We start from the raw sequence: 18,401 nt of genomic DNA on the forward strand, positions 1-18,401 counted from the left end.
ATATCCTTCATAAGTTTCGCAATAAATATGCTTACCAACCACCCACACCAAACATCGCGCGGGATGAGTGATTACCAGTTGAAGATGGCATTTATCATGCCCACCATGATCTTGCTCATCTTGATGAACATTTTTCCGCTGCTGTGGTCGCTGTATCTGAGTTTCCATCGCTACAAAGCCTCCATGCCCGCAGCCCCAAGATTTATCGGTGTCCGTAATTATTCACGCCTCCTCGCCGATCCAGAGATATGGGGTTACTTTCAAACCACCGCCTATTTCGTGATCCTTGCAGTCGCAGCGCAATTCTTCATCGGATTCGGGTTGGCACTGCTCCTGAATCGGGACTTCCGGTATAAAGGCTTCGTCACAACGTTGTTGCTGCTACCGATGATGCTATCGCCTGTGGTCGTTGGACTCTTTTGGCGGTTTATCCTCTCTTCAGATAACGCCGGTTTGCTGAACTTTTTTCTCAGTCCCTTTTTAAACTCGCCTATCGGCTGGACGACCCATCCGAAGGTCGCGATGTTAGCCGTTGTGATTGTGGATACATGGATGTGGTCGCCATTTATGATGCTGATCGCCTTGGCAGGACTCAGCGCAGTGCCGAAATTTCTTTACGAAGCTGCGGATGTCGATAGAGCCTCCGCTTGGTTCAAGTTCCGATGGATTACCCTGCCGTTAGTCTCTCCACTCTTACTGATTTCCCTGCTGTTCAGGACGATGGATGCTTTCAAGATGTTCGACATCGTCTATGTACTCACGCGTGAGGGCGGACCTGGGACCGCCACAGAGACTGTGTCCATGAATCTTTATAAACTCGCCTTCCGCAACTACAACACCGGTAAAGCGTGCGCGATGGCGTATATTCTACTCATCATTATCGTTGCCCTGAGCAATATTTACGTGAAATACCTGAATCGCGTCAAGGGAGAGGAGGCACAGGAGACATAATGCGGCATCGGAAAAACTTTGTCCACTACCTTATATTGGCACTCATCGCTGTGGCTGTGCTTGTCTACATCACCCCGATTTACTGGATTTTGGCGACATCGCTAAAGACCCTGTCTGATATTACCACAAAACTTCCGAAGTTCGTTTTTGACATATCGTTAGAGAACTATCAGAAGTTGATGCCGTCAGAAGGGGTCCCAGGGGTAACGTATCTATTTTTAGGAGAGGTAGTCGTCGGATTATTGTTGTTCGGTTTCTTCTCTCTTTTCAATGTGAGGTTACCCCGTGCCTTGTCCCTCCGAAATCTCGGCTTCATCTGGAACAGTCTTTTCATTTTAACGTGTCTCTATAGTTTTCTGACGCTGCCACCACTGCGGAGTCGGCTCCAAACGGATGCCCGTTTTAACTTTCTGCTACTCATCGTTTGCACAATTATAGCCTATCCCTTGATTGTTCCGTGGAGAAAGACTGGGGGATTGACATCGCAAACTGCCAAAAAACAGCGACTCACCCTCGTCTTACCAAGTGTTTTCGGAACGATAGCGATTTGCGTCGCACTGGCAAACGGTGGGTCGAAGTATTTTTATCAGCTGCTCAATAGCATCATCATCGGTGGCGGTAGCACGATTCTTGCTGTAGGACTCGGAACACTTGCGGCTTACGCCTTCTCCCGATTCGACATCGCAGGCAAGGACGATCTGCTTTTCTTTATCCTCAGCACCCGCATGCTCCCCCCTGTCGTGGTTGTGATTCCGATCTATCTGATGTACAGTGCGCTCGGGTTGCGGGATACACACTTCGGACTGATTCTGCTCTATACCACTTTCAATGTTTCGTTTGCGGTGTGGCTCATGAAGGGATTTATTGACGAAATTCCAAAGGAGTATGAGGACGCAGCACTCGTTGATGGCTACTCACGGTTCCAAACTTTCCTAAAGGTCATTTTACCGCAATCCGTCACAGGCATTGCCGCGACTGCCGTGTTCTGTCTCATTACGGCGTGGAACGAGTTCGCGTTTGCCTTGGTTCTGACAGAGGTCGGCGGTAGAGCTGTGACCGCCCCCCCTTCAATTACGAGTGCGACGGGTTCCACGGGTATGGATTGGGGAAAAATCGCCGCCGGGACCTTTGTTTTTCTCCTACCCGTTGCCGTTTTTACCTTCCTGATGCGGAGTCATCTCCTGCGTGGCGTCACTTTCGGCGCAGTGAAGAAATGATTTCACACTTTTTGATTGACACCCCGAGACATATATGATTTACTAATTCTAAAGCAGCAGACTGTAAACTCCTGAGGAACATAATATGAACAACCAAGCACTCCAACTCACCGATAAAGAGATGCGGGATTTCATTATCAACGGGTACGTCAAGGTAAAAGTCGATGTGCCGCCGAGTTTTCACGAGAACGTTTACCAGCAACTCGATGCAATGTTTGAAGGCACAGGCAATTTGGGCAACAATGTCCTACCCCTCATCCCTGAAATTCAAGAGGTTTTCGATCAGCCCATCGTTCACGGCGCGATGCAAAGCGTGCTCGGTGAAAACTACGCGATGCACTCACACCGATACTGCCATTTCAATCAACAAGGGAGTGAAGGCCAGAATTTTCATAAAGATAGTTACGAAGGGGACGAGCAGATCCGTCGCCACCGATGTCGCTGGACGATGGCGTTCTACTACCCGCAGGATGTCACGGAGGATATGGGACCCACTGCAGTGCTACCGGGTTCGCAGTATTACGAGACGGGTGAAAGTGCGCATGAACAGCCTGACCTCGCCCTCACTGGCGAAGCGGGCACTGTGACAATTGTCCACTACGACTTATGGCACCGCGCGATGCCGAATCGGAGTGACAAGAAACGATATATGTTGAAGTTCCTCTTTATCCGACTCGATGAACCGCAAACCCCTATATGGCAGCATACGACAGACGACTGGCACGCCCTCGGCAACCGGGAAAAATCCGAGCATCCCGAATTATGGGAATCGCTATGGGACTGGTATAACGGAAAACAGAACGGAACGAGCAACGGTGTCTCGCAGACGGAGGTGGATACCCTTATAGGCACTTTGAACAGCACGCATGAGAGAGAACGACTCAACGCAACGTATCGCTTAGGACGGGTGGGTGTGCCTGCTGTGCCTATCTTGAAGCAAGCGTTGTATAGTCGATCCCATACGATTCGTGAATATGCCGGTTATGCTTTAAGCCTCACGGGTGCCCCCGCGGTTCCGACGCTCATTGACGCATTGCAAGCAACAGATGCTTCGGTGCGGGCAAGCGCGGCGTTTGCCTTGGCGGATATGGGAAAAGTCGCACAGGAAGCACTACCCGCATTGACCCATGCTGCACAAGATGACAGTGAATGGGTCAGACGACACGCCACGGAAGGGTTGGGGCTCATCGGGCAACAGGTTTCAGAAGAGATGGATTTGTCCGAGGTGGTAGAGATATTGACGACTCGATTACAGGACAACTATCATTGGGTTCGGGATAACGCCGCCCGTTCCTTGGCGAAATTAGGCACACTCGCTGCCCTCGCAATTCCTACGCTTGTCGCGCAATTGGAAGATGAGAACCGATATGTCCGTTTCCATGCCGCTTTAGCGTTGAAGGAAATTAAGACCCCCGAAGCACAGAACGCGCTCTTTAATCACCTATTCGCTTCGCGGTGGTGCGCCTTGACCACGAACGATACACCTTATTAAGGGACCCATCAGGAAACGCGCGGGCGAGCGTTACCTGTTAACGTTTGTGATACTTTGATGAGATACGCCTGTCCCTGCCTGTTAAGGTGGAGTTCTGTTGAGTAAGTGTTCCGGGGGCAACGCCCCTGTCAACGTTTCCATGAACGCGATTAAATCATTCAGTTCTTGTTCGCTGAGTCCAAGAGGTTCTATCAGCACCGCAGTTGTACCCGGGAACATAGTTGTGAACCCACCATCATTCTTAAATTCAAGGACGTACAGGAGTGTCGGGAATTCACCTGTATGGAAATATGGAGCCGTTTCGGCGACATTTCGGAGTGTCGGTGTCCTGAACGCACCTTGGTCTTCCGGTTTCGGTTCCATAACGTTCAACATTTGCTCAGATTTTGCTGTTGAATCACTATAGATTCCCGCACTGTTAAATATATTATTTAGCAGTTTCGGAATGCCTTGGAAACGTCCTTTATCCTCTTCCAACCCAGACGGCACACCGATGTTATGGAATTCGTTGTCTGTAAACGTGGGTGTATTGTGGCAGTTGACACACCCCCCTTTTCCAACGAATATCTTTAAGCCACGCTTCGCCTCAGGCGAAATCGCCGTTGGGTCGCCTGCGACATACCGATCAAACGGTGCATCCGGCGTAATTAGGAGGCGTTGATAGGCTTCAACCGATTTACCGATATTGGAAAAGAGAGTGTTCACAGCAACCTGATCCGCTTCGGACATGTGATCAAACGCCGGATCTCCCGGTTTACCCTTCCGCGGAAATCGGTTACTGTCTTCGAGTTCAGGGAGCGGACCAAACACTGCTTCATACTCGGCTTTGTAGTGTTGCTGAATAACATGAGCATATTGTAGGCGTGTGCCTGCCATTTCGCCTTCACCTTCAAGTGCAAACAACGCTTGTGCCCACATCGTCTCCGATCTCCCATCCCACAACTGCCATTCATTGTAGGCGGCATTGAGCACCGTCGGTGTATTTCTTGTGCCACGGTCGGTGGCGAATGAAGTCGATTCAATATCCGAAAACGCATAGAAGGGGGAGTGACATGTTGAACAAGCAATTGTGCCATGCTCTGAAAATCGGAAGTCGAAGAAAAACTTCTGTCCGAGTGCTGCAGCCCCTGGATCATCAGCAACGCGATTCGTAGGATTTGGCGGTGGTGCCCCAGGCAGGGGAGATAAACTCACAACGAGTTCCCATTCCTCCGTGCTGAAAAAGTTGGGGGTCTGTGGAGTAGGTTCAATTTGAGTGAGTATGTCACCAGCATTTTCACTACATCCCACGAAAAATAGGATGATACCGCATAACAAAAAAGAAAAAATTGTAAACATATACAAATGATTTACCAAAATTTAAACTCCTTTTTACAACGTGAGTTTGATAAATAGGACTTATGCAGTCCTCAATTAATTCTAAGGTTTACCATAAATCCGTTCAAGGTTACCTGTGCAAGCGTCTGTCTGTGTGGTGAATGGGTGACCTCTGTCGAAGTATCCGGTTGACAAGCATCTTCTGCAGCCCAAAGGGAATCTGCCTATAAAATACTTTCCGCCTACATCATAAAGTACATACCCATCTCTCCGGCAAGTAGTCCAAGGAGCGCGCCGGCGAGCACATCTGTCGGATAGTGGACACCGAGATATACGCGCGACACACCGACCATAGTGCCCCAGCACAGCGTCGGAATCTGTAAAGGTGGGAGCGTGCTCGACAACAGCGTCAGCATCACAAACGCAGAGGCAGTGTGTCCCGACGGAAAACTAAAACGATCGGGTGGACGCACCCGAAACTGAACGTCGACAATCCGCTCGTATGGTCGGTCGCGCTTCATTGCTTGCTTGAGGAAGTGGTAGAGGAGTCTTTCAAGTGGAAATGCAAGTATCGCGGATAGAAGGAGTGGTTTGCTGGTAGCTGATCCGAATGTCAAGTGCACGTATAACACCAGAAACGGATACAGACACCCGTTAGCACTCCAAGAGATGACGCGAAATGAGCAATTCAAAATTTTTTTATCGCCCCAACTAAAGATATGGTAGAACAGCAATCTATCCCATCGAGTCAAATTATTTGTAAATTCTCTTAGCATAGTTTATCAAGGTAAGCAAGTGTGATTAGAAAGCCAACCTACTATACCTCCTTTTCGCCTTTAAGTAAAGCCTTTAATTGTGTAGCGACCTTGCCTTTCACATAGTCAGTGAGGTCTCGGAGGGCAATGACCTTGTAATCGTTTTCGTAGAGATATGCCATATACGCTTCAAATTGCTCTGGTTCTGTGTGGACCCATGGATGCTCAATATCCGGAACCCCATGAAACGTCAGGATCGTTATATTTCCGGCTGTTGCTTGGGTGAGTGCCCACGTGAAGTCATCAAAGTTCCAATTGGGACCAGAGGCGCCTGTCGTTGGAATTAAGAGAGGATGATGCCGGGTTGGATTGTAAGCCGGCCCGCGGTCGCCTTCTCCGCTATAAGGGAACTCTGGAGCAACACCGCGTCGGGCAAAATGAAAGCCGTGTTCAGCGAGCACGTGGACGGCTGCTTCACCGTGGCTATAACCTGGGTAACAAAACGTTGTGGGTTTCGAAATACCGTAAGCCTCACAACGAGCGTCAATGTGCACCAAATCCGCACTGAGTTCCGCAGCGGGTTGCTGCGTGACGTTTCGGTGATGGCGCGTGTGATTCCCAATCTCGAAACCGTCGTCATGTAGACCTTTGACCTCTTCCCACGTCATATAGGCTTCTTTGTTGGTGAGGAAGTTGAGTCCTTCGGTGATATAGAAAGTTGCACCGAAGCCATACCCTTTAAGGATCGGGGCGGCGACTGTCGCCTGTGATTTGCACCCATCGTCGAAGGTTAGCACAACAAGTTTATCGGGGATTGTCTTCTGCAAAATGTTCTCATGCCTCAAATTTCGTATCCGTATGGAACATAAAAAAATCATACTGTGCTGGACTCTTAATTATAGAGGCACAACACTATTTAAATCAAGGAAAAATTTGGCATTCATTGCCGATCAAAAAATGGTTGACAAAAATCCAAGAATGATTTAGAATGTTCATAGGAAACCAATGGAGGTATAACCATGATTGACCGACGTGCATTTCTAAAATCAATGGCAAGTTTGACAACAGGCGTTCTCTTGTCATCTGCGTGTGCAGAGGGTGATGAAGAAGGTATTGTGAGTGATCGCTTAGGTAACCTCCTGCCGACACGGAGGTTTGGACGCACCGGTGAAGCCGTAACGATGCTCGGTGTAGGTGGCTGGCATATCGGGGAGATGAACGAAGCAGAGGCTCAGAAAACGATCGAGATCTCGCTTGAAGGGGGTGTGCGCTTCTTCGATAGTGCTGAATCCTATCAAGCGGGTGGAAGCGAGCGGCGACTCGGTAAACTACTGGTCCCAAAATATCGCGATGATGTGTTTCTGATGACGAAGACGACAGCACCCAACGCCGCGAAAGCGCAGGAACACCTTGAGGGTTCACTGACACGTTTGAATACCGATCGGCTTGACCTCTGGCAGATGCACTCTGTAAAAAACCCTGTAGACGTCGATGATCGGATTGATAACGGTATCCTCGACGTTATGTTGGAAGCGAAAGCGAGTGGCAAAACCCGCTATATTGGGTTCACTGGACATACAAGTCCAGCCGCGCACGAACGCGTCCTCGAACGGACCGATATTTTTGACACCTGTCAATTGGCAATGAATCTCGTCGACGTCAGTTACGAGAGTTTCATTGAGAGAGTCGTGCCGACGCTCATTGAGCGAAATATTGGCGTGATCGGAATGAAAGCGTTAGCGAACGGGGGTTTCTTCGGGGGTTCGCAGCACGGCAGACACGGTCTGAATCCGAAAGTTGTCCCAAATCGCGTCAGTGTCTCCGAAGCCGTGCGTTTCGTTTGGTCGTTGCCCATAAGCACACTCGTTACGGGTCCAGACACTGCGGAACAGATGCAAGAGAAGATTGACATTGCGAAGACCTTTACAGGCATGGACGATGACGAACGTCAGGCGTTGATAGAAAAAGTGGAAGATATGGCAGGCACAACGGTTGAGTTTTACAAAACCTGATGTCCACCTGTGGATCTCTATTTTCTTTACTGTCCTTGTTTCCCTATGTATCGCTGCGGCGGCAGATGTAAAATTTACGGATGTCACTGATGCCGCCGGCATTGAATTCCGACATTTTACTGGGGCAACCGGTGAACGTTATATGCCCGAGACGATGGGAGCAGGCTGCGCTTTTTTGGACTACGATGCGGATGGGTATTTGGACATTCTGCTCGCAAATGGGACGCGTTTGACACCTGCAGGTCCCGTGGATACCCCGAAACTCTACCGAAACGCCGGGAACGGACAGTTCGTTGACATTACTGAGGCAGCGGGACTCAACGTGCCGATGTATGGTATGGGCATAACCGCTGCCGATTATGATAACGATGCCGACCTCGATATCTACTTTACCAACGTAGGTAAAAATCGACTCTTTCGTAATAATGGTGACAACACTTTCACAGATGTCACCGAATTCGCCAAAGTAGGCGATATGGGTTGGTCAACAAGTGCAGCCTTCTTCGATGCCGACAAAGACGGTTGGGTGGATCTGTTTGTTTGTAACTATGTTGAATGGACCCCTGAAACCGATGTTCCGTGCACGGTAAATCCGTCTGGCGCGAAACAATACAGGACCTACTGCACGCCTACCGTCTATCCGGGTCAATCCTGTCGTTTCTATCGCAACCAAGGCAGTGGCACGTTCACCGATATGACATCAGCGGCAGGATTGTATAATCCCATAGGGAAATCCCTCGGTGTAACCCTTTTGGATTACAATCATGACGGATGGATTGACCTCGCGGTGGCGAACGATACTGCGCCTAATTTTTTGTATCGCAATAACGGGGACGGCACATTTACCGACGAAGCCGTGGTGATGGGAGTCGCTTTCAGTGAGACAGGTAAAGCGCGGGGCAGTATGGGGATTGACGCAGCGGATGTCTATAACACTGGCGGCACTGCAATCGTTATCGGTAATTTTAGCAACGAGAAGACGGGATTTTACTATGCAGAATCGGGCGCGGCTTACTTTACCGATAGAACAGATAGCGTCGGAATTGGGAAGCCAAGTTACCGGTCTTTGACGTTTGGGATCCTGTTTTTCGATTGCGATCTGGATGGCGCGCTCGACCTGTTTTGCGTTAATGGACATATTGAGCCGGAGGTGCTGCATTATCAACAGCATATCCCTTATGCCCAACCCCCTTCACTCTTCCGAAATCAGAAAGACGGAACGTTTCGAGACATCGGTAAGGCTGCTGGGCTTGATCGTATAGGCGTCGGACGCGGTTGTGCGTATGGCGATTACGATAACGATGGGGATGTGGACCTTCTTGTCACCAATAACGGCGTTACCAAAGATTACGGCACTGTATGGCTCCTGCGTAACGACAGTGAACCTTCATCCAATTATCTCCGAGTGAAGGTTATGGGGACCCGTAGCAATCGCGACGGCATCGGGACAAGCGTCCGGTTAACGCTGGGGGATAGCATCCAGCAGCAAATCGTTCGGACCGGCGGTAGTTACTGTTCCCAAAGTGAAATGACCTTGACCTTCGGATTGGAGAAAAACGAAAGGGTTACACATCTTGAAATCCGATGGCCCTCTGGTGAGATAGACCAGTACGTAGAACTTGCGGCAAACCAACTGATAGAGATAGTCGAAAATGGGTCAAAAAAATGAAACGATTGATGTATGGATGCCTCTTTCTGGCAATTTTGGGGTTAACGATCGGATGTCAAGACAACGACCAAATCTCGAGTGAAAAAAAGGCTGCATCCGCGACATCCAAAAAATCATCGGTTTCCCCCTCTGCACAGGACTACAATAACAGAGGGACGGCTTACCAACGTGCCGGGAGACTGCAAGCGGCAGCGGCGGCTTACCGACAGGCTATTGAAATAAAACCGACGCTTATTGAGGCACACCATAACCTCGGCACAGTGTATGTAATGCAGGGGAAACTCGATGCGGCGATTGCCGCGTATAAGCGCGTTCTTCAGTTACGACCGGACATGGCGGAGGCTTATGTCGATTTGGGCAGAACCTACGGACTCGCAGGACGGCTGGATGCGGCGATTGCTGAGTACCAGAAAGCACTCACGCGTGATGCTACGCTCGTCTATGCACATTATGGGATCGGTCTCGCTTACAGACACAAAGGCATGTTCCCTGAAGCCATTTTCGCCCTTGAACAGGCGATAACCCGGCAGCCTGACTTCGTCGAGGCACTGATGCAGCTGGGTTTCGTCTATCGAGAAACAGAACAACTCAGTCGTGCCGTGGAAACCTTCACCACGGTTATTCACATCTATCCGACAAACGCTAAAGCGTATCATGAACTCGGTGTCTGCCATACAAAAGCGGACGCGTATCCAGAAGCCATTCAGGCTTTTGAAAGAGCCTTACAACTGAATCCAGATACTGTTGAAACGCAAAATCTTTTGCGGGTTGCCCAGGCGCGTATGGCGCGTCAAAGGTAGTCACAAACGATTATGTAAGAGAATCTATGAATTCCAAAGGAGGAAAAAATGCGTCAGGTTATACTTTTTACGATCTTGATAGCACTGTTTGCTGTGCCAACTCTTCTTGTGAATGCCGCGGATATTGAAGATGGACTTTGGATGTATCTACCGCTGAACGAAGGCACAGGTGAAACGGTCGCCGACCACGGCCCCCACGCCTTCGATACAGAATTGAGTAAGAGTGCCCCAAAATCGGTCGATGCCAAGCACAACGATATCGGAAAAGCGTTGGAATTTGATGGCAAGGCAACCTACGTCAAGATCGACATGGCAGGTCAGAACGAGGACATCGATTCACATTTTGAGGATAAGGAGGGCATTACGATCTGCGCGTGGGTGAAACCGCTAAAGGTTGGGACGGATGGCCACGGTCAAACCCGTCAACCTATCGTGATGAAAGGTGCTGGTGGGCAGTGGGAGTTCGCCCTCTATGTCTATGACGACTTCGGCGCAGGCATGTCTGTCTGGACCTGCCCGGGTTCCGGGGTTTCAGAGCCACACACCGCAGGCACCGCACCACAAGGCAAGTGGATCCACCAATGTGGCACATTTCTCTTGAAGGAGGGTGTCCGCGTTTACGTAGACGGGGCCAAAGCCGCAGTCGCGGAAGCAGGTGATAACGGCAATGGTCCCTGTGAAGCCGGTAATCGTCCTGTGTTCATTGCCCATCGTGAAGACGGACAGTGGTTAAATGCAGTCATTGCCGAAGTCTTTATGTGGAATCGGGTGATTAGTGTTGAGGAGATGAATCTTGCTATGAAAACAATCGGGGGATTGGCGGTTCAACCGGGCGGTAAACTGTCAACCACCTGGGGCAACATAAAACGTCGTTGACGGTTTTGAAAGGGGCGGTTTGAAAACCGCCCCTTCTTTTTTTTAAGCCATTATTTGCTCGGAAGTTGGATTCGCTTTGAACCCGCCCGCCATAATGTTGTTGTAAGGTTCTTCTGGATCGCGTCCGACGGGTCGCATCTCCGGCTTGTGGTATCCGAATCGGACGGCTTTCCGCCACTGCTCTGTCCGATTGACCTCAGACCAGTGGATTAGGCAATAACTGAAGAAAATGACATCCCCAGCCTTTGCCGGAATCGGGATCGAGTCAATGAAATCTGGGTGGAATTTATCAGTCGGCAGATGCGGTGCTGTGCCTTCACCTGTGATGTGTTCCCGGGGGCCTTCCTTATGGCTGCCGGGGACAACCCGCAAGGCACCACTCTCAAAGGGTGCATCATCGAGATGGACGAGGCAATCCACGAAGTCGAGTCCATCGTGTGGATAGAAGGGATAGTCCTGGTGCATCGGGAAGGGTGTTCCTTTTTCCGGTGGCTTCGCGTGTAGCACGGTATGGTGCCATTGAATGGTATCGCCGATGAGGGATTGCACCGCGCCCGTCAAGCGTTCGTGGAAGATCACCCGTCCCCATGCGGAGGAGTAGAAATGGGGATTGTGCATAAAGACAGCTTTCGTCGTCTGCTGGTCCTCGTCCTTGAGGTAGCGTGTGCGCCACGGTCCGGGCCACCCGATTGTCTCTTGCCCCCAATTGTTGATAATCCGCACCATTTCAGATGCCAATTCCTTCGTCTCCGCGGGTGCGAAGAGTTGGTCTACCTTGAGATACCCGTTCTCATGGTAAAATTCGACCTGTTCTTGCGTTAGCATTTTTAGACTCCTTATCGCTATTGAACGTTTCGCGTGCGTGTCAGAAACTGTGAGTTGCCCTCAATTTTACTCTAAAACCGTATATTTTGTCAATTTGCTTTATACTTCTGCTTGCCATGGGGGTTTCGCGGCAAAAATTGTCAGCCGCAATTCTTCGTCAAACATTTCATATACAGGTGTCCTGCCACTCAGTGCTTCGCTTTCGTTCAAAATGATACCGACCCCTTCCCCTCGGCGTTCCAAAAAGAGCCGACGCACCACCTGCCTGCTCATATCATCGTCCAATGTAATTTCTGAAAGTAAGCGAGCAAGGAGTTCGTTACGCGTGGCTTGGCTGTAGCGTAAATTGTCCACTGTCACGGTATTCGCCAGTGCCCCTGGAGAGTAAAGTTCCAGTCGGTCAGAAAACATAAACAGGCGAATCTTTGAACCCGTTTTGGAATAATCCCTGTGGACAACCGCGTTCACTACTGCTTCAAACACGGCACGCATGCTGTATTCTGGGAAGTCTATCCTGCCGATGTCCTTCCGTGCGGCGACCGCGTTGTATCTGTAGACAAATCCCATAGCATCTATTATCTGTTGGTCCAAGGGGCACCTAAAGTCCTTTGCATCGATCTGGTCGTTCGCGTCTCTTTCCTTCCCACGATAGAAAACAGCCTGAATGAAACTGTTATAGAGGTAATCATCGGGTTTGTCATGACACATCAGGACTCCCGCGACAGAGACACGGTTCTGCTGGTCTTCTTTGACCAACAAACGTCTTTTCAGCAGCAAATCTTCTACCGCATCCGCTGTCGCGCTTTGCGTGATAAATCGCTCGTAGAGGTCGCTTTTGAGTGTGTCTTTACTCGTATTCGGGACGAATTGTTCATCGAAAGCAATGATACGTGCCTGCGATCGGCTTTGAAATAATCGAGCTAACTGCTCGGTAGGCATCTCTGTTTTACTACTTCCCTGACGAATGAAGTAACCGTTAGAGGTCTTATGAATAAACAGACTTCGCGGCACCTCTATTTTTAACAGATTTTTATCATCAATCCGCAGTTTCACTGTAAAAATGAAAAGCACCGGGTCAATACTGTCTTGGCATATTTCGATGCCTGTTTTTTCCGCCGTATCCAGTTCTTGCTGGTCATAAACAACGGGTACCTCTTCAATGGAGCGTGGCAACTCTGGTAACTGGGGTTTTCTGTTTTGGGGCTCTGTGTTCATGGTTTTCCCTCTTTGCGAAACGCTGCGAAATGCTGCGAATTATAGCGAAATGTATCGTCTTTGGGGATTTCAATTCCAAAACAAAACTTGTCTTAACTTTACGGAATTTTGTCCCTAATAAGCGTTGGCACTTCACCTGAATTATCTCTTGAAGTTTCCCCTTTCTTCTCTCCAGAGATTCAACAAAAGACTTTACCTGTTCTATCATTTTCTCCATTATCTTGATAGGGTGAGTAAATCCCAAAGCATTTCTAAAATCAGGACAATCCGACCAAACCAGTCTTTTTCGCCCTTGGCCTTTTTCTTATCTGTTTTCATTGATGGTGATCCTCATCTTTGAGATCAGTCCACATACCTCAATGTTCAGGTCAATTCAAAATTAGATATACACCCGTCCCTATAAGTCCCAGTCCGCCAAGCGTATCTAAAAGAAACGATGAAAAGCCGTTTTTCCTTGAAGAAAACACGGCGTGAATACCAACACACACAGATACGATTCCGAAAAGCCGGTCATGCCATACATTGAAAAGGGATTTACCGGTGAAAACCTCATAAAGCTCAGAACAGAAAAAGCCCATAAAGAAGGGGAAATAAACCTTTCTTGCAATCACTTTCCAGATGGTTTGTCGGAAATTAAAGGGTTTCATCTCAACGCCTACGTTCTGTCGGGTTCTGCAATATCTCCGGTAGATGTCTCTGAATTGACGATATTCGCATATCTTCGGCAGAACCGTTCGATTTGGGTTATCATCTCGCGGAGGGTTGTGTAGTTGAAAAGATGAAGAATCCTGCTGCAGAGCTGATAGATTTTGCACATGAACCCCATGAGAAAAATGAGTGCGACCAACACAAAAACGGAGACGGCAATATCTACGATGAGCTTTAGGTGTGTCATCACAGGATCCCCTTTAATATAGATCGTTAAAAGCAGTCCATTCGTTAATAAAAGCCTGAGACACTACAATACCCGAAACGGGTAAATCCGCAACCAATGATAACACGTTTTCAAGAAATGTTCCAGTCTATTGCGGGTTACTTTATAACTTGACATCCACCACTTTTTTTGGTCAGGACTTACGCAAATTAAGTAAATATCGGACATATAGACGCAAAAAGCGGTAATTTTCGTCCTTTAAACCCCCTAAATCCCCCTTATCAGGGGGACTTTAAGAGGAGATGCGTAAGTCCTATTGGTATAATTATTTTCGCAACAAACGGATCGTGCGAATTGCTCAGCTGCCCGAATTGAGAATTGGTAACACAGTTAGGGGCTCCACACTAACGCTGATATAGCGAACCATAGGAGTGCCCCGTGCGAAAATCTGAAACCCGGTTCTCGGATGCGTTCAGAGAGGCGATCATCTCTGCGGGTGGGGTGGCGGTGATCCCGCCCCGGGACAGTCGCACCGAGCCGCGGCCTTATGACGAGGCTCTCTATAAACGCAGGAACATCATTGAACGCTTTTTTCATCGGTTGAAACAGTATCGGCGTGTCGCAACGCGCTACGATAAGTTCAAGCACAGGTATCTCGGATTCGTCTATTTCGCAGCAATATTGATAACCACTAAGAAAATGTAAACACTACGTAGAAAGCCGGTTTTTTGAACGCAGGTCTGGTAACGTATTCTTTTTGCGGCAGATTGTTTAAACGGAGGGATAAGGAAAAGGGCTTTAAACCCTTACGGGTACTGGGTTTTCTGCCGACAGCTGTTCACCACCAAATGTTACACAGGTGTAACATTTTAACGGGATAATTTATCAATATGTTATATTTATCCCAACAAAACAATCTTTTTACAGTAATCCCAAAAATCCTGAAATTCCCAAAGTGGCTCTAAACCCATACCCTAACTGGGTTTTCAGAGGATCGAATCGAGCACCAATTTTCACATCCCCATGATTGCCAAGAGCCAACCGAAAACAAATTCTTGCATTAATCCGCAACCTATGATAGGATAGTCACATCCCGTATGAAAAGAAAAGGAAGAAAGCAATGAGTCTTTTGGGTATAGATGTTGGAACAACAGGGTGCAAGGTCATCGCCTTTCGCGAAGATGGCACGACGCTCGCACAGGCGTATGGCGAGTATCCGTTGATCCACCCGCAACCCGGCTGGTCGGAACTGGACGCGAACGTCGTCTGGGAAAATATATCCGCTGGTATCCAACAGGTTGCAGCACAAACGAAATCCGATCCAATTGAGGCAATCAGTGTCGCTTCACAGGGTGAAGCGGTAACACCCGTGTCCGCCGATGGACAGATTCTGGCGAACGCCATCACCACTTTCGATGCTCGGACAACCGGCATCTGCGATAGATTGAAACAACACATAACGCCTTTAGAGGTGATGCAAATCACTGGAATGCCGATGAGTGATATTCATACCTTGGCGAAACTCATCTGGATGCAGGAGCAGCAACCCGACCTCTATCGACAGGTATGGAAATTCCTCGGCTTCGAGGATTTCGTCTATTTCAAACTCGGTGTTTCGCCTGTGGTGGACTACTCTCTCGCTGCACGCACGATGGCATTCGATATTATCAACAAGGGTTGGTCAGAAAAAATGCTCGGTTTGGCAGATGTAGACGCGGCACTCTTTCCAGACGCTGCGCCATCAGGCACGCCAATAGGTGAGGTGAGTTCCAAAGTCGCCGATGAACTCGGTTTGCCGCAAGGCGTGGTATGCGTTACGGGTGGACATGACCAACCGTGCGGTGCTTTAGGGGCAGGGATCATTCGGAGCGGTGAGGTGATGGACGCAACCGGCACGGTCGAATGTATCGCACCCGCTTTCACAGAACCCGTCATCAACCAAGACATGATAGATGGGAATTTCGCCTGTTATCCGCACGTTGTCGATGGATTGTATGTCACACTGGGGTTTGTATCCAGTGGTGGCGTTGTGCTTCGGTGGTTTAGAGACACACTCGCGCAAGCAGAGGTCGCACAAGCAGACGCAGAGGGACGCGATGTCTACGATTTACTGATGGAGGCACTCCCTGACGCGCCTGGGACAGCCATGGTGCTGCCCCACTTTACCGGTTCAGGCACGCCGCATCTCGATCTTGAATCGAAGGGAGCAATTGTTGGGTTGACGCTTTCGACGACGAAAGGCGAGCTTATCAAAGGGATTCTGGAGGGTATCAGTTACGAAATTAAACAGAATCTCGCGATGCTTCAAGACGCTGGGGTCGTGATAAACGAAGTGCGTGCCATCGGTGGCGGCGCGAAATCTGAAAAATGGCTCCAACTCAAAGCGGATATGTTTGGGAAAAAGGTGATTGCCTTAGATATATCGGAAGGTGTCTGTCTCGGCACTGCCATCCTTTCCGGCACAGCGATAGGCAAGTATGATTCCATTGAATCGGCGGTCGATGCGTTGGTTACGCCACGCGATGTGTATTATCCACGTGAGGCGTTCACGCAGCGTTACGATGAGAAGTTGAAAGCATACCAACAGATATATCCGGCACTGCGCGCATTGAATTATGAGTTGTAATGTAGGTGTTAATGGTCTGACAATTTACGGAACGTGCTATAAATAGCACTACTACAAGCAGCCCCCTTCGTTTGTAGTAGGGCGATTCATCGCCCGTCAATGACGCAATTTATCTCTTTCTTCAGAGAGGGAAAGCCCGCTTATGAAGGAATATGTTGTCGGCATAGACATTGGTGGGACGAAACTCGCGACGGTTGTCGCTGATAAGACCGGACATATCCTCGGCAAGGTGCGTAAACCGACGCATTCAGAAAAGGGACCGGAATATGCGATCGGTTTGCTGTTTGACATGGTGCGTGAGGTTGTCAATCAAGTCGGCGTGGAACAGACCTCTATTTCAGCGATAGGTGTGAGTTGCGGGGGTCCATTGGATACGAAGACTGGGATTGTCTATTCGCCGCCGAACTTACCCGGCTGGGACGCGCTCCCGCTTAAAGCACTGTTGGAATCCGAATTTCAAGTGCCGGTGATAATTGAGAACGACGCGAATGCGAGTGCGCTCGCAGAGTTCAGGTTCGGGGGTGGACGCGGCTACAGTGCCGTCCTCTATATGACGATGAGCACAGGCATCGGGGGCGGTATTGTTATCGACGGACAGGTTTACCACGGTGCCAATGACAGTGCCGGTGAGGTAGGGCATCAGATACTCCTGCCAAATGGACCCCGGTGTGGCTGTGGAAAACGGGGGTGTCTTGAGGCACTCTGCTCGGGTCCTGCTATCGCACGCCGCGCACAGGCTGCACTACGAAAGCAACGAAAAGGTGGAAAGTCGCCAACCGCACTGCTAACGCTTGCCGATGGACAGATCGAAGCCGTTAAGTCAGAGCATGTCCTCGCAGCGGCGCGCACGGGTGACGCTTTAGCGTTAGAACTCGTTCAGGAAACGGCATATTACATGGGGTGGGGTATCGCAAATCTGGTCAACATCTTGAACCCTGACATCGTTTTACTCGGAACTATCGCGGTTGCCGCTGGCGATCTCTTGCTCGACCCAATTCGAGAGACGGTTTCAAAGTTCGCGATGCCCCGTCCTGCAGAAGCCGTTAATATCGCGCCAGCCGAATTAGGTGATGCCTTGGGGGACCTCGCTGCCGTCGCATTAGTCGTCTGAAAATCATAGAAAGGGAATCAAAAAATCAAAATGGAGAGAATTCAAAATTATATTTCACATCTACAAGGTGTTTTAGAGCGACTCACAGTGGCAGACGTGCGGCGTTCTATAGACGTTATCATGGAGGCATATTACGCCGAAAAGCAGATTTTTGTGATTGGTAACGGTGGCAGTGCCTCTACAGCATCACATATTGCCTGTGACTTAGGAAAAGGCACGAGTGTCCCCGGCAAACCCCGTTTTCGTGTTATAAGTCTAACGGATAACGTCGCAACAATGACGGCGTGGTCAAACGACGTATCTTACGAAGATGTTTTCGTCGAACAACTCAAAAATCTTGTGAATCCGGGTGATGTCGTTATCGGTATCAGTGCGAGCGGCAATTCAGAGAATGTGCTTCGAGCACTGCGACACGCCAAAGAGATTGGGTGTCAAACAATCGGGTGGAGTGGCTTCGGTGGCGGGGCATTGGCAACGATTTGCGATGTGAATGTCATTGTAGACAGTGACCGCTACGGTCCCGTTGAGGATGTCCATTTAATCCTGAACCATATCCTCCATTCATGGATTCAAGAAGAGTTCACATCGGGTTGAATTGCAAATCGTCTTGACGTTTACCGGGGTCTTCAGGTATAATTGAATTGGTTACCAATTATTTTAA

Annotated in this window: 18 protein-coding genes; 11 read left to right on the plus strand and 7 right to left on the minus strand. The window is 49.3% G+C overall.

Features of this window, described 5'->3' with window-relative positions; genetic code table 11:
• Positions 1-27 precede the first annotated feature (27 nt).
• The 3 genes from F4X88_11395 (at position 28) to F4X88_11405 (ending at position 3,660) form a co-directional block, all read left to right on the plus strand.
• Positions 28-951, plus strand: coding sequence for a sugar ABC transporter permease (locus tag F4X88_11395; GenBank protein MYA56894.1), 924 nt, complete (start codon positions 28-30; stop codon positions 949-951).
• A gap of 179 nt (positions 952-1,130) precedes the next feature.
• Complete coding sequence (locus F4X88_11400; protein MYA56895.1) at positions 1,131-2,168, plus strand: carbohydrate ABC transporter permease; 1,038 nt, start codon at positions 1,131-1,133, stop codon at positions 2,166-2,168.
• An 85-nt stretch (positions 2,169-2,253) separates the two neighbouring features.
• Positions 2,254-3,660 (plus strand): phytanoyl-CoA dioxygenase, encoded by a 1,407-nt coding sequence (locus F4X88_11405; GenBank protein MYA56896.1) that lies wholly within the window; start codon positions 2,254-2,256, stop codon positions 3,658-3,660.
• Between the two features lie 81 nt (positions 3,661-3,741).
• Here F4X88_11405 and F4X88_11410 read toward each other — a convergent pair whose 3' ends face one another.
• The 3 genes from F4X88_11410 to F4X88_11420 all read right to left on the minus strand — a co-directional run bounded on the left by F4X88_11410 (position 3,742) and on the right by F4X88_11420 (position 6,610).
• Positions 3,742-4,998, minus strand: a complete 1,257-nt coding sequence (locus F4X88_11410; protein MYA56897.1) for a c-type cytochrome — start codon at positions 4,996-4,998, stop codon at positions 3,742-3,744.
• 221 nt (positions 4,999-5,219) lie between these two features.
• Entirely contained in the window at positions 5,220-5,753 is a 534-nt protein-coding gene (locus F4X88_11415) for a phosphatase PAP2 family protein (GenBank protein MYA56898.1), read from the minus strand.
• Positions 5,754-5,794: 41 nt separating this feature from the next.
• Positions 5,795-6,610 carry a polysaccharide deacetylase family protein gene (locus tag F4X88_11420; protein MYA56899.1) on the minus strand — a complete coding sequence of 272 codons (816 nt, stop codon included), beginning with the start codon at positions 6,608-6,610 and terminating at the stop codon, positions 5,795-5,797.
• 144 nt (positions 6,611-6,754) lie between these two features.
• Here F4X88_11420 and F4X88_11425 point away from each other — a divergent pair, with 144 nt between their 5' ends.
• Genes F4X88_11425 through F4X88_11440 form a run of 4 tightly spaced genes read left to right on the plus strand, consistent with a single transcriptional unit; the run spans position 6,755 to position 11,089 of the window.
• On the plus strand, positions 6,755-7,744 hold the full coding sequence (locus tag F4X88_11425) for an aldo/keto reductase (GenBank protein MYA56900.1): 990 nt from the start codon (positions 6,755-6,757) through the stop codon (positions 7,742-7,744).
• The gene (locus F4X88_11430) at positions 7,725-9,413 is read left to right on the plus strand and encodes a CRTAC1 family protein (GenBank protein MYA56901.1); all 1,689 of its coding nucleotides are present in this window, start codon (positions 7,725-7,727) and stop codon (positions 9,411-9,413) included. Before F4X88_11425 ends, F4X88_11430 begins: the two co-directional genes overlap by 20 nt.
• Positions 9,410-10,213 (plus strand): tetratricopeptide repeat protein, encoded by an 804-nt coding sequence (locus tag F4X88_11435; protein ID MYA56902.1) that lies wholly within the window; start codon positions 9,410-9,412, stop codon positions 10,211-10,213. Before F4X88_11430 ends, F4X88_11435 begins: the two co-directional genes overlap by 4 nt.
• Before the next feature lie 48 nt (positions 10,214-10,261).
• A complete protein-coding gene (locus tag F4X88_11440) occupies positions 10,262-11,089 on the plus strand; it encodes a LamG domain-containing protein (GenBank protein ID MYA56903.1) in 828 nt (275 codons plus the stop codon).
• 42 nt (positions 11,090-11,131) lie between these two features.
• On the opposite strand, the gene F4X88_11445 is transcribed toward F4X88_11440, so the two are convergent.
• The 4 genes from F4X88_11445 to F4X88_11460 all read right to left on the minus strand — a co-directional run bounded on the left by F4X88_11445 (position 11,132) and on the right by F4X88_11460 (position 14,024).
• The gene (locus tag F4X88_11445; GenBank protein MYA56904.1) at positions 11,132-11,914 is read right to left on the minus strand and encodes a phytanoyl-CoA dioxygenase family protein; all 783 of its coding nucleotides are present in this window, start codon (positions 11,912-11,914) and stop codon (positions 11,132-11,134) included.
• A 99-nt stretch (positions 11,915-12,013) separates the two neighbouring features.
• Entirely contained in the window at positions 12,014-13,129 is a 1,116-nt protein-coding gene (locus tag F4X88_11450) for a transcriptional regulator (GenBank protein MYA56905.1), read from the minus strand.
• 368 nt (positions 13,130-13,497) lie between these two features.
• Positions 13,498-13,776: a hypothetical protein gene (locus F4X88_11455; protein ID MYA56906.1), complete on the minus strand. Its 279-nt coding sequence runs from the start codon at positions 13,774-13,776 to the stop codon at positions 13,498-13,500.
• 8 nt (positions 13,777-13,784) lie between these two features.
• A complete protein-coding gene (locus F4X88_11460; protein MYA56907.1) occupies positions 13,785-14,024 on the minus strand; it encodes a hypothetical protein in 240 nt (79 codons plus the stop codon).
• 417 nt (positions 14,025-14,441) lie between these two features.
• Between F4X88_11460 and F4X88_11465 the strand changes: the two genes are divergently transcribed.
• From F4X88_11465 to F4X88_11480, 4 genes are all read left to right on the plus strand, one after another.
• Complete coding sequence (locus F4X88_11465) at positions 14,442-14,708, plus strand: transposase (protein MYA56908.1); 267 nt, start codon at positions 14,442-14,444, stop codon at positions 14,706-14,708.
• Between the two features lie 415 nt (positions 14,709-15,123).
• Positions 15,124-16,629, plus strand: coding sequence for a hypothetical protein (locus F4X88_11470; GenBank protein ID MYA56909.1), 1,506 nt, complete (start codon positions 15,124-15,126; stop codon positions 16,627-16,629).
• Positions 16,630-16,771: 142 nt separating this feature from the next.
• Positions 16,772-17,740, plus strand: coding sequence for an ROK family protein (locus F4X88_11475; GenBank protein ID MYA56910.1), 969 nt, complete (start codon positions 16,772-16,774; stop codon positions 17,738-17,740).
• A 30-nt stretch (positions 17,741-17,770) separates the two neighbouring features.
• On the plus strand, positions 17,771-18,334 hold the full coding sequence (locus tag F4X88_11480) for an SIS domain-containing protein (GenBank protein ID MYA56911.1): 564 nt from the start codon (positions 17,771-17,773) through the stop codon (positions 18,332-18,334).
• Positions 18,335-18,401: the final 67 nt, after the last annotated feature.

The sequence above is a fragment of the Candidatus Poribacteria bacterium genome, assembly GCA_009839745.1.
Lineage (GTDB): Bacteria > Poribacteria > WGA-4E > WGA-4E > WGA-3G > WGA-3G.